Annotated in this window: 9 protein-coding genes; 5 read left to right on the top strand and 4 right to left on the bottom strand. The window is 52.4% G+C overall.

Going from position 1 to position 12,184, the window contains the following annotated elements:
* Positions 1-153: 153 nt before the first annotated feature.
* The 3 genes from cmk to serC all read right to left on the bottom strand — a co-directional run bounded on the left by cmk (position 154) and on the right by serC (position 3,605).
* A complete protein-coding gene (gene cmk / locus OCH02_RS10875; protein ID WP_261431231.1) occupies positions 154-843 on the bottom strand; it encodes a (d)CMP kinase in 690 nt (229 codons plus the stop codon).
* Between the two features lie 275 nt (positions 844-1,118).
* Positions 1,119-2,405: a 3-phosphoshikimate 1-carboxyvinyltransferase gene (gene aroA, locus OCH02_RS10870; protein ID WP_261431229.1), complete on the bottom strand. Its 1,287-nt coding sequence runs from the start codon at positions 2,403-2,405 to the stop codon at positions 1,119-1,121.
* A 114-nt stretch (positions 2,406-2,519) separates the two neighbouring features.
* Complete coding sequence (gene serC / locus OCH02_RS10865; protein ID WP_261431228.1) at positions 2,520-3,605, bottom strand: 3-phosphoserine/phosphohydroxythreonine transaminase; 1,086 nt, start codon at positions 3,603-3,605, stop codon at positions 2,520-2,522.
* A gap of 697 nt (positions 3,606-4,302) precedes the next feature.
* On the opposite strand from serC, the gene OCH02_RS10860 reads away from it, so the two are divergent.
* Both OCH02_RS10860 and OCH02_RS10855 read left to right on the top strand, forming a co-directional pair.
* On the top strand, positions 4,303-4,539 hold the full coding sequence (locus tag OCH02_RS10860; protein WP_261431227.1) for a hypothetical protein: 237 nt from the start codon (positions 4,303-4,305) through the stop codon (positions 4,537-4,539).
* Positions 4,540-4,748: 209 nt separating this feature from the next.
* Positions 4,749-5,009, top strand: a complete 261-nt coding sequence (locus OCH02_RS10855) for a hypothetical protein (protein WP_261431226.1) — start codon at positions 4,749-4,751, stop codon at positions 5,007-5,009.
* A 274-nt stretch (positions 5,010-5,283) separates the two neighbouring features.
* On the opposite strand, the gene ansB is transcribed toward OCH02_RS10855, so the two are convergent.
* Positions 5,284-6,330, bottom strand: coding sequence for an L-asparaginase 2 (ansB, locus tag OCH02_RS10850; protein WP_261431225.1), 1,047 nt, complete (start codon positions 6,328-6,330; stop codon positions 5,284-5,286).
* A 148-nt stretch (positions 6,331-6,478) separates the two neighbouring features.
* Between ansB and ycaO the strand changes: the two genes are divergently transcribed.
* The 3 genes from ycaO to pflB all read left to right on the top strand — a co-directional run bounded on the left by ycaO (position 6,479) and on the right by pflB (position 11,902).
* The gene (gene ycaO / locus OCH02_RS10845; RefSeq protein WP_261431224.1) at positions 6,479-8,242 is read left to right on the top strand and encodes a 30S ribosomal protein S12 methylthiotransferase accessory factor YcaO; all 1,764 of its coding nucleotides are present in this window, start codon (positions 6,479-6,481) and stop codon (positions 8,240-8,242) included.
* A gap of 462 nt (positions 8,243-8,704) precedes the next feature.
* Positions 8,705-9,565 carry a formate transporter FocA gene (focA, locus tag OCH02_RS10840; RefSeq protein WP_261431223.1) on the top strand — a complete coding sequence of 287 codons (861 nt, stop codon included), beginning with the start codon at positions 8,705-8,707 and terminating at the stop codon, positions 9,563-9,565.
* Between the two features lie 54 nt (positions 9,566-9,619).
* Positions 9,620-11,902 (top strand): formate C-acetyltransferase, encoded by a 2,283-nt coding sequence (gene pflB, locus OCH02_RS10835; protein WP_135315923.1) that lies wholly within the window; start codon positions 9,620-9,622, stop codon positions 11,900-11,902.
* Positions 11,903-12,184: the final 282 nt, after the last annotated feature.

Here is a 12,184-nt window from a genome sequence, read left to right as displayed (position 1 = left end):
CGTCCATTTAGCATCCCGCCGAATGGGGTTGTTTCACATACCCCGCCATTGGCTCCATGCCGACAGGGTTTAGGTTACAGGGGTAAAATTTTACCCGATATAGTTCGATACTACCATGACAAATATGACAAAAAGCCAATAACGCCGCCGCGCTTACTGCTGCGGCAACGCTAGAGCTTCATGTGCATAAGTCAACGCACGCTGGATGACTTCGTCGATCGACATGCTGGTTGAATCCAGCACGAGGGCGTCAGAAGCAGGCACCAGTGGCGCGATAGGCCGATTACGGTCACGGTCATCCCGTTCCTTTATCTCGGCTAAAAGACGTTCAAAGTTAACATTAAAGCCCTTTTCCTGCAACTGTAGCATGCGGCGGTGCGCACGCTCCTCAGAACTGGCGTCCAGGAAAATCTTGACCGGTGCATCGGGGAACACCACCGTGCCCATGTCGCGGCCATCGGCAATCAGGCCAGGAGCCTCACGAAATGCCCGCTGGCGGCGCAACAGGGCTTCACGCACGCGCGGGAAAGCCGCTGCCTGCGAAGCGGTATTGCCGACGGTTTCAGTGCGGATTTCATTGCTGACATCCTCACCTTCCAAAATAACCTGCAGTTTGCCATCCTGGGCAATAAAGCGAACATCGAGATGTGCGGCCAGTGGAACCAGCGCCTCCTCAGACGTGATATCAACCTGATGATGCAGCGCTGCCAACGCCAGCACGCGATAAATCGCGCCTGAGTCCAACAAACGCCAACCAAGGGATTCGGCGAGCGCCTTGCACAAGGTGCCTTTGCCTGCGCCACTTGGTCCATCAACGGTTATCACCGGGGCTGTAGCCGTCATTTCTCTCTCCTTCAGGTAGAAAACCTCACAGGGACATAACCTGCCGCCAGCACAATGCGAAAGCATAATTAAAACCGTCCCTGCCGCCCGCCCAATCGGGGCAGTCACGGTGGCGCATTATACGCTGCCAAGCGGCGAACTGTTACCCTGGAACTGTCTGGTTGTTGAAAATAAGCGTATGACTGCGCAAAAGTATAGCGGACGACGCCATACTGCAGGCGTTAAAAACGATAAAGGCCCAATCAAGGGCCTTAAAAAAAGTATCGGACTGCGGATCACGCCAGTTGACTGATGCGCGCCAGCTGTTCGAAATAGTCCGGGAAGGTTTTCGCAGTACACTTCGGATCAAGAATGGTCACCGGCGTATCCGACAATGCCACCAGCGAGAAGCACATCGCCATACGGTGATCGTTGTAGGTGCCGATATCGGCAAACTTCAGCTTGGCTGGCGGTACGACGTGAATATAGTCCTCGCCTTCATCTACCTCAGCGCCCACTTTACGCAACTCGGTCGCCATCGCAGCCAGGCGATCTGTCTCTTTCACCCGCCAGTTATAGATGTTGCGAATGGTCGTTGGGCCTTCGGCAAACAGGGCAGCAGTCGCAATGGTCATCGCCGCATCAGGGATATGGTTCATATCCATGTCGATGCCGCGCAGTTCACCGCGGCTGCATTCGATATAATCATCACCCCAGGTAATGCGCGCGCCCATTTTCTCCAGCACATCGGCGAATTTGGTATCACCCTGAACGCTTTTCTTGCCGATGCCGGTTACGCGCACGGTGCCACCTTTGATCGCAGCTGCCGCCAGGAAGTAAGAGGCGGAAGAAGCATCGCCCTCCACCAGGTAATCGCCCGGAGAACGGTAGGTTTGGCGACCATTAATGTGGAACACGCGATAGTTGTCGTGGCTAACCTCGACGCCGAAGGTACGCATCAGATGCAGCGTAATATCAATGTACGGCTTGGAAACCAGTTCGCCCTTGATATGGATATGGGTGTCTTGCGCGGCCAAAGGTGCCGTCATCAGCAATGCGGTCAGGAACTGGCTGGAAACGCTGCCGTCGACGGTGACATCGCCGCCGTGAAAACCGCCGCGCAGGCGCAATGGCGGATAATCGGTCTGTTCCAGGTAATCAATTTGTGCGCCGCCCTGACGCAGAGCATCAACCAGATGACCGATTGGGCGCTCCTTCATGCGAGGCTCACCGGTCAGTACCACATCGCTATTGCCCAGGCACAGAGCCGCTGCCAATGGACGCATCGCGGTACCGGCATTGCCGAGGAACAGTTCAAGCGGTTGACTGGCTACCAGCGGGCCGGCCATACCTTCAACTTTACAGGTGGTACGATCGTCTGACAGCTGATAGCTCACGCCCAGCGCCTGCAGCGCATTGAGCATATGGCGCACATCGTCGCTGTCCAGCAGGTTGGTAAGCCGCGTCGTTCCCTCCGCCAGCGCAGCCAGCAGCAGAGCACGGTTGGATACGCTCTTGGAGCCGGGTAAGTTGACGGTGCCATTGACCAGGGCAACCGGTTGTAACGTCAGGGAATCCACCATGTGAACAAAAATCTCCAAAATCTGATAAACGAAACGGCCCCGGGAAAATGCCGGAGCCGCTTTAATGCAAGAGGACAACAGCGAAGGCGGCCCGCTCAAGGCAGGCTACCCGGCTTAACCGTGACGACGTTCGAAGTCGGTCATAAAGTCGGTTAATGTCTTCACGCCAGCCAACGGCATGGCATTGTAAATAGAGGCGCGCATACCGCCAACCACTCGATGGCCTTTCAGCGCCTGCAAGCCAATGGCTTCTGCTTCGCTGAGAAACACCTTGTCCAGCGCAGGATCCGCCAACTGGAAGGGTACGTTCATCCAGGAACGGTTGGCAAGCGCCACCCGGCTGCGGTAAAAATCAGACTTATCGATAGTCGCGTACAACAACTCGGCCTTGGCCTGATTGCGTTTGTGCATCTCTACCAGACCGCCCTGCTCTTTCAGCCACTTGAACACCAGGCCGGACAAATACCAGGCAAAGGTCGGCGGCGTGTTGAACATCGAGTCGTTTTCGGCCAGCACGGTGTAATCGAGGATCGACGGCACTTCGCGGCGTGCCTTGCCCAAAAGATCTTCACGTACGATCACCAGCGTCAGACCAGCTGGGCCAATGTTTTTCTGCGCGCCAGCATAAATCACGCCAAAACGACTAACGTCCAGCGGGCCAGACAGAATGGTGGAGGAGTAATCGCCGATCACGACTTTATCGCCGAAATCCGGAATCTCATCGATAGCCACGCCGTCGATGGTTTCATTCGGACAGTAGTGCACGTAGGCCGCGTCGTCGTTCAGCTGCCACTCTTTCATCGGTTTGATACCGAGCAGGCCGTCGACGGAGGTTTTCACGTCGATGGTGTTTGGCGTGCAGTATTTTTGCGCTTCGGTGATGGCGCTATGCGCCCAGTAACCGCCGTCGATATAGTCCGCGGTAGTTTTGTCACCCAGCAGGTTCAGCGGCAGCGCGGCAAATTGCGCACGGGCACCGCCATGGCAGAACAGCACTTTGTAGTTGGAGGGGATCTTAAGCAGGTCGCGCAGATCCTGCTCGGATTGCTGGGCAACTTCGATGAACTCTTTACTGCGATGGCTGATTTCCATCACCGAGGTGCCGAGACCGTGCCAGTTGCACAGCTCCTGTTCCGCACGACGCAAAACTTCAACCGGCAACATTGCCGGGCCAGAGCTAAAATTATAAACCTGAGTCATTTCCCCTCACCACATTCACTATTCGCCAATGAGACTGGCCAACCGAAATACGCCCAAAGTTAACTGTCGAGTTAACCAACCCATCGGTTTTATCACTCACGTAACGCTGCTGCAATGCTTATTCGCCCGCCGGCGGCAAACTACCGCAAGACGGAATGACAGGCTCTGCCGTCGCTGCGTTTTTTTGTGCGATAAAACACTACGTCATCGGAGAATTCAGTGGGTTAACGCGGTGTTTTATGCTGTATTCAGCTAACCCGACTACGGAACCAGGGCGCAATCCACCGACCGTTGCCGCAGCGTGGGCAAATATGTTGCTGTGAATCCGCCAGAGGTGCAATCAGGCCGCAGGGGCTACCGGCAGAGTCCCCTGCGGCTTCGGCCACCATCCGGGTCTGGAGTGCCTCAAAACGGTCCATCAACTAGGTAGCCAAACACCGTTTTGCAAAGGTTTCCGTTACCGTCCCCGGTACTGACGATCCCCTCCCCCCCAGTAAGCGGTGCTTAAACCAGGCTGAGCTACCTCTGGTATTGGCTATAGTGCCTACTGCACCTAAAAAACAAGATTACAGCCCCCGCTCTATTCTGAAATTTCAATCTGTGTATATTTTGTTCTTGCCATACTTAATTGTTATTTGCTAAAAAATTAAAAATACATTTTTATTCCATGGCATGCAGCTTAAAAAGGATTTGTTTAATGTATGAATTAAGTGGTAAAAAATGGACCTCTCGTTTTCAAGGCAGTAATTCAACAAAAACATTAAGCCCAACATTCGGGCCAAACATTAACGCATTTTTACAGAGTTTAAAAAATGCGGGTGCACGTATAACTATCTCAGCAACGCTGAGACCACCGGAAAGAGCCTACCTTATGCACGGGTCGTGGAAAATCGCTCGTGCATTTATTAACCCTGACGATGTACCTAAAAAGTAGGCATACTGAAGGCAATGCTATAGATATGAACATATCATGGGTTGGAAATTTAGAGCTGAAAAATAAGAAGGGGGAAATAGTGCTTATCAATAGTCGCCCAACTGATGGCATGAACCCCCAGTTGCATGAAGTGGGAAAAAGTTTCGGCGTTATAAAATATCATGGTGGCTCTAAAGACAAACCACACTGGTCAACGGATGGACGATAATATGAAAGTACCTGCGCTGTTCATTTCAATTTCAATTTTATTTTTATCCTCATACGCTCAAGCATCTCAAACATATCCAAAAGATGTGAATGAGTATCTGAAAAATGCCGATAACTGCCAATACCTATCCGGCGAGTGGGACTCGGAATTACCGATAAAACGACAACGAGAAATAGAGAAAGAAGTGAATTCCGCATGCAACAATGCCGAAAAACAGAAAAAAAACTCAACACAAAATACCAAAAAGACAAAAGAATACTGAAAGTTATTAACGCTTACGACTTCTGATCACCGCAACTGGTTTAAAACGAATATTATGGCTAATCAACTTAATATTATAGATTTTCCATAATTATTCTAAACATAATTGTAATTCCCCCTGAAAAGACTTTTAAATGGATATGTCTGCTTGTTGCAAAGCTTTTCACCGCTTAAAAAATTAGAGGATTACATCACCGGTGTCTTGCATCGTTATCCTATCGAAAACATAGCCCGGCTATAAAAACCGGGGAGCAGAGCCCCCCGTAAATCGCGACTCAATATTGATTAAACATCTGCTGGATCTGTCTGGCGTCTTTGGTCTGCGTCAGCGCCAATTGCAACAGGATCCGCGCTTTCTGCGGATTTAACGTGCCTGCGGCAACAAAGCCAAATTTGGCGTCATCCACTTCGGCATCCTCGGTAGTCGCCCCGGTTGGCACTCTGGAAGAACGCACCACGGCAACGCCGTTATGGGCGGCCGTCGCCAGCGTGTCGAACACCGTTTTGTACAGGTTACCGTTACCGACTCCGGCACTGACGATGCCCTGATAACCTTCGGCAATCAATGCCTTGGCAGGCGCATCTGAGGCGTTGGCATAGTTATAGATAATGCCGACTTTGGGCAATTCGGTCAGACTTGAGACGTCAAACGGCGTATCCGTGGTGTGCTTGCGCTGCGGTGAACGCTGATACTCAACCTTGCCATTATGGATATAGCCAAGCGGGCCAAAGTTGGGCGACTGGAAAGTCTGTACCGATGTGGTGTTGGTTTTTGTCACATCACGCCCGTCCAGCACGCTGTCGTTCATCGCCACCAGCACCCCGCGTTTGCCCGATTGCGAATCTGCCGCCGTCACTACGGCGTTATACAGATTAAACGGGCCGTCGGCACTCATCGCCGTGGCTGGGCGCATCGCCCCGACAATCACCACCGGTTTGTCACATTTAACGGTCAGATCAAGAAAGTAGGCGGTTTCTTCCAGCGTATCGGTGCCATGGGTAATCACAAAACCGTCGGTTTTAGCGCAGTCGGCGTTGATTTTCTTCGCCAGCTTCAGCCAAACCTCATCATTCATATCCTGCGAACCGATGTTTACCACCTGCTCGCCCTGGACATTAGCGACATTTTTCAGCTCCGGTACGGCATTCACCAGAGCATCAACGCCCAGTTTGCCCGCCGTATAGTTGGATTTTGTCGCCGACTCGCCGCCACCGGCAATGGTGCCGCCGGTCGCCAGCAGGGTGATGGTGGGCAATGCCAACGCAGAACCGCTTGCCCCCGCCAGCAGTAGCGCTATAACGCTGAGTTTCACTGATTTCATTAGGTTTCTCCATGATAGATAACCCGCTGAATTATGGCCCTTATCCTCAAAAAAACTGTGACTTTGCCACCGCTTTAGGAATACATGGAGCTTGGGCGGAAAACCCCGTATCATTGCGCGTTTTTAGTACGCTCAAAAAGTGAAGACAATGACGCAAACTTTTATCCCTGGCAAAGATGCCGCGCTGGAAGACTCTATCGCCCGTTTCCAACAGAAATTAAGCGATCTGGGTTTTAATATCGAAGAGGCCTCCTGGCTGAACCCGGTGCCGCACGTATGGTCGGTTCACATCCGCGATCGCGATTGCCCACTGTGCTTCACCAACGGTAAAGGCGCCAGCAAGAAAGCGGCGCTGGCCTCCGCTTTGGGCGAATACTTCGAACGCCTTTCTACCAACTATTTCTTTGCCGACTTCTACCTGGGCAAACAGATTGCCGAAGGCGATTTCGTGCATTACCCGAACGAGAAATGGTTCCCGATCCCGGCCGATGATTCGCTGCCGGCCGGCATTCTCGATGATCGTCTGCACGCATTCTACAATCCGGATCAGGATGTTAACGCCAGCGATCTGATCGATCTGCAGTCCGGTAATGGCGATCGTGGCATTTGTGCCCTGCCGTTTTCCCGTCAGTCAGACCAGCAGACGGTTTATATCCCGATGAACATCATCGGTAACCTTTATGTGTCCAATGGCATGTCTGCCGGTAACACCGCCAACGAAGCTCGCGTGCAGGGCTTGTCTGAGGTGTTCGAGCGCTATGTGAAAAACCGCATCATCGCCGAGTCCATCAGTTTGCCGGAGATCCCGGCTGAAGTGTTGAACCGTTATCCGGGCGTGGTGGAAGCCATTACCAAGCTGGAAGAAGAAGGTTTCCCAATCCTGTCCTACGACGCCTCGCTGGGCGGCAACTATCCGGTGATCTGCGTTGTGCTGTTCAACCCAGCTAACGGTACTTGTTTCGCCTCATTCGGCGCCCACCCTGATTTTGGCGTGGCGCTTGAGCGTACCGTCACTGAACTGCTGCAGGGCCGCAGCCTGAAAGATCTGGACGTGTTCACCGCGCCAACCTTCGACGACGAAGAAGTGGCAGAGCACACCAATCTGGAAACCCACTTTATCGATTCCAGCGGTTTGATCTCCTGGGATATGTTCAAGCAAGACGCGGATTATCCGTTTGTCGACTGGAGCTTCAGCGGCAGCACGCAGGAAGAGTTCGCCACGTTGATGAGCATCTTCGATAAAGAAGGCGCGGAAGTGTATATCGCCGACTACGAACATCTGGACGTGTACGCCTGCCGTATCATAGTGCCGGGCATGTCCGACATCTATCCTGCGGAAGACCTGTTGCTGGCCAACAACAGCATGGGTGCGCACCTGCGTGATCTTCTGCTGGCGCTGCCGGGCAGTGAGTGGGAGCCACAAGAATATCTGGCGCTGATTGAACGCTTTGACGACGAAGGACTGGACGATTTCACCCGCGTGCGTGAGCTGTTGGGTATTGCCACCGGTAAAGACAACGCCTGGAATACCCTGCGCGTGGGCGAGCTCAAATCAATGCTGGCGCTGGCCGGCGGCGATATGGATCAGGCGCTGATCTGGGCTGAATGGACGCAGGACTTCAACGCTTCGGTATTGAGTCCGGCACGCAGCAACTACTACCGTTGCCTGCAAACCCTGCTGTTGCTGACACAAGAGCCAGAACGCGATCCGGCGCAGTATTACGCAGCCTTCGTGAAAATGTACGGTCAGGAAGCGGTGGATGAGGCCTCTGCGGCCATCAGCGGCGAAGAGCGCTTTAACGGCCTGTTCGCGGTCGATAGCAGTCTGAAAGCCTTGCCGGCTCATCAGGCTCTGTTAGCGGCCTACGAAAAACTGCAGAACGCCAAGCGCCGCTATTGGGCGCAGGCGTAATCTCAGTAGCTTTTGCGCCGGTGGATTTCTGCCGGCGCTATACCGCAAAGTCTCTGTTCAAAAATATCAACCTCTTATTTTGACGGTTAAATAAGCGGGTTTTCTGTTTATTTTTTTCGCCTAATTACGCACTTATCGGCAAACAAGATAAATAAAACGGTAATTGTTACTGGTTGGTGAAATAATAATTAACCGATAATTAAACCCTACCACCTGAAAAGTGACAAAATGCGTTAAAATTTAACCTTATCGAGGCTGTCATCACCGTCTTTTCAAAATTATTTGCAAACATTAAAAAATAGTTTTACCATTAAATTCAATTAGTTAACTCAATAAACCCTGCAATTTATCTGGTTTTTGACCGCTTTAGTTTCTCGCCTTATGATCCAAATCAATTTTTACCCTATACTGCTTTGTTAGTATCTTATTGCGTTGTTTTAACCCTTAAAAGCGAGAGTTAGTGTGAAAGCTGACAACCCCTTCGATCTGATATTACCTGCAGCAACGGCGAAAATCGCTGAGGATGCAGGTGTGTATAAAGCCACCAAGCATCCGCTGAAAACGTTTTATTTGGCGATCACTGCCGGCGTCTTTATTTCAATCGCATTCGTGTTTTATATCACTGCGACTACCGGCACTGCCGGTGTGCCTTTCGGCCTGGCAAAACTGGTCGGTGGCATCTGTTTCTCTCTGGGGTTAATGCTGGTGGTGGTTTCGGGCGCCGACCTGTTCACTTCCACCGTGCTGATTGTCATCGCCAAGGCCAGCGGCCGCATCAGCTGGTGCCAACTGGGCACCAACTGGCTGAATGTCTATATTGGCAACCTGATTGGCGCACTGTTCTTTGTAGCACTCATCTGGTTCTCTGGTGAACACATGGTCGCCAACGGCCAGTGGGGCCTGAACGTTCTGCAAACCGCGGACCACAAGCTGCATCACACCTTTGTTGAGGCCGTCTGCCTCGGCATCCTGGCTAACCTGATGGTCTGCCTGGCAGTATGGATGAGCTACTCCGGCCGCAGCCTGATGGACAAAATGTTCGCCATGATCCTGCCGGTCGGCATGTTTGTCGCCAGCGGTTTCGAACACAGCATCGCCAACATGTTTATGATCCCTATGGGTATCGTGGTTAAAAACTTCGCCACGCCAGAATTCTGGCAAGCCGTAGGGGCAACACCTGAGCAATTTGCTCATCTGACCGTAAGCAACTTTATCATCGACAACCTGATCCCGGTCACCATTGGCAACATCATTGGTGGCGGCCTGCTGGTTGGGTTGACTTACTGGGTAATTTATCTGCGTGGTGGTGAACAACAGCACTAAGCTGTTAGTTACCGCGCGCCGAGTTAGAACTCCACAATTAAAGGTAGGTGTATAATGACCGAACTTAACGAGAAGTTAGCCAAAGCTTGGGAAGGTTTCAGTAAAGGTGACTGGCAGAACGAGGTCAACGTTCGTGACTTCATCCAGAAAAACTATACTCCTTACGAGGGTGATGAATCCTTCCTCGCTGGTGCAACTCAGGCCACCTCCACCTTGTGGGACAAGGTTATGGAAGGGATCAAACTGGAAAACCGCACCCATGCGCCAGTTGATTTCGACACTAACGTTGCCGCTACCATTACTTCCCACGACGCGGGCTACATTGCCAAAGAGCTGGAAACCATCGTTGGTTTGCAGACTGATGCACCACTGAAACGTGCGCTGATCCCATTCGGCGGCATCAAAATGGTGGAAGGTTCTTGTAAGGTTTACGGCCGCGAACTGGATCCACAGCTGAAAAAAGTGTTCACCGAATACCGCAAAACCCACAACCAGGGCGTATTCGATGTTTACACCAAAGACATTCTGAACTGCCGTAAATCCGGCGTGCTGACCGGTCTGCCTGATGCATACGGCCGTGGCCGCATCATCGGTGACTATCGTCGCGTAGCACTGTACGGCATCGATTTCCTGATGGCCGACAAGCTGAACCAGTTCAAGTCACTGCAGACCAAGCTGGAAAACGGCGAAGATCTGGAAATGACCATCCAGCTGCGTGAAGAAATCGCTGAACAGCATCGTGCTCTGGGTCAAATTAAAGAAATGGCGGCCAAATACGGCTGTGATATCTCTGGCCCGGCCACCACCGCACAAGAAGCCGTACAGTGGACCTACTTCGGCTACCTGGCCGCAGTAAAATCCCAGAACGGCGCAGCCATGTCCTTCGGCCGCGTGTCCACCTTCCTTGACGTGTTTATCCAACGCGACATCGACGCGGGCAAACTGAACGAAGAACAGGCGCAGGAACTGATTGACCACCTGGTGATGAAACTGCGTATGGTTCGCTTCCTGCGTACCCCTGAATATGATGAACTGTTCTCCGGTGACCCAATCTGGGCGACTGAGTCCCTGGCAGGTATGGGCGTTGACGGCCGTACTCTGGTCACCAAAAACAGCTTCCGTTTCCTGAACACCCTGTACACCATGGGGCCGTCTCCGGAACCGAACATGACCATCCTGTGGTCTGAAAAACTGCCGTTGAACTTCAAAAAATACGCTGCGAAAGTGTCTATCGACACCTCCTCCGTACAGTATGAAAACGACGACCTGATGCGCCCTGACTTCAACAACGATGACTATGCCATCGCCTGTTGCGTCAGCCCGATGATTGTCGGCAAACAAATGCAGTTCTTCGGTGCCCGTGCCAACCTGGCGAAAACCATGTTGTACGCCATCAACGGCGGCGTTGATGAAAAAATGAAAATCCAGGTTGGCCCGAAAGAAGCGCCAATGATGGATACCGTACTGGACTATGACAAAGTCATGGAGCGCATGGACCACTTTATGGATTGGCTGGCCAAGCAGTACGTGACCGCGCTGAACATCATTCACTACATGCACGACAAGTACAGCTATGAAGCTGCACTGATGGCGCTGCATGACCGTGACGTTTATCGCACCATGGCTTGCGGCATCGCCGGCCTGTCGGTTGCGGCTGACTCCCTGTCTGCTATCAAATACGCTAAAGTGTCCACCATCCGTGACGAAGACGGCCTGGCCGTAGACTTCAAAATCGAAGGTGAATACCCGCAGTTCGGTAACAACGATGCTCGCGTAGATGACATCGCCTGTGACCTGGTAGAACGTTTCATGAAGAAAATTCAGAAACTGCGTACCTACCGTAATGCCGTAGCGACTCAGTCTGTACTGACCATCACGTCTAACGTGGTTTACGGCAAGAAAACCGGTAACACCCCAGATGGTCGCCGTGCAGGCGCTCCATTCGGTCCAGGTGCCAACCCAATGCACGGCCGTGACCAGAAAGGTGCCGTAGCTTCCCTGACCTCCGTAGCCAAACTGCCGTTTGCCTATGCGAAAGACGGGATCTCCTACACCTTCTCCATCGTGCCAAACGCGCTGGGTAAAGATGACGACGTGCGTAAAGCCAACCTGGCAGGTCTGATGGACGGTTACTTCCACCACGAAGCCTCTATCGAAGGTGGCCAGCACCTGAACGTTAACGTGATGAACCGTGAAATGCTGCTGGACGCGATGGAAAACCCTGAGAAATATCCTCAGCTGACCATCCGCGTATCCGGTTATGCCGTTCGCTTCAACTCGCTGACCAAAGAACAACAGCAAGACGTAATTACCCGTACTTTCACTCAGTCGATGTAATTGCCCCATCCGGGCGGGGTTTCCCGCCCGGTGGTTAAGCTGAACCCCGGGGCCGGATCTTTCCGGCCTTTTCAATAAATGCACTCCCCTGACTCAGCGCGAGTCTGTTTTGCCAGATGGCTATACTCTAGGGAATGGCTCTCCGGCAAAACAGTTAACCGGCGTAATAACCGGCCAACAGGAATCGTTCCACCCCAGTCGTCGGGCCCTGCCCGCTTGCTGCATCGCTGATCCCTGGCTGGCGGTTACAAGCCTACTTTTAGACTGCGTTTGACAGTCAAT

Origin of the sequence: Serratia quinivorans (assembly GCF_946227985.1) — a bacterium.
Lineage (GTDB): Bacteria > Pseudomonadota > Gammaproteobacteria > Enterobacterales > Enterobacteriaceae > Serratia > Serratia quinivorans_A.
The sequence above is the reverse complement of the archived record's forward strand: the minus strand, read 5'-3'. Positions and strand labels throughout refer to the sequence as shown.

What these genes read in the sequence shown, in the direction of transcription:
- cmk (WP_261431231.1), bottom strand. Translation starts at nt 843, where the DNA reads ATGACGGCTACAGCCCCGGTGATAACCGTTGATGGACCAAGTGGCGCA.
- aroA (WP_261431229.1), bottom strand. Translation starts at nt 2,405, where the DNA reads ATGGTGGATTCCCTGACGTTACAACCGGTTGCCCTGGTCAATGGCACC.
- serC (WP_261431228.1), bottom strand. Translation starts at nt 3,605, where the DNA reads ATGACTCAGGTTTATAATTTTAGCTCTGGCCCGGCAATGTTGCCGGTT.
- OCH02_RS10860 (WP_261431227.1), top strand. Translation starts at nt 4,303, where the DNA reads ATGTATGAATTAAGTGGTAAAAAATGGACCTCTCGTTTTCAAGGCAGT.
- OCH02_RS10855 (WP_261431226.1), top strand. Translation starts at nt 4,749, where the DNA reads ATGAAAGTACCTGCGCTGTTCATTTCAATTTCAATTTTATTTTTATCC.
- ansB (WP_261431225.1), bottom strand. Translation starts at nt 6,330, where the DNA reads ATGAAATCAGTGAAACTCAGCGTTATAGCGCTACTGCTGGCGGGGGCA.
- ycaO (WP_261431224.1), top strand. Translation starts at nt 6,479, where the DNA reads ATGACGCAAACTTTTATCCCTGGCAAAGATGCCGCGCTGGAAGACTCT.
- pflB (WP_135315923.1), top strand. Translation starts at nt 9,620, where the DNA reads ATGACCGAACTTAACGAGAAGTTAGCCAAAGCTTGGGAAGGTTTCAGT.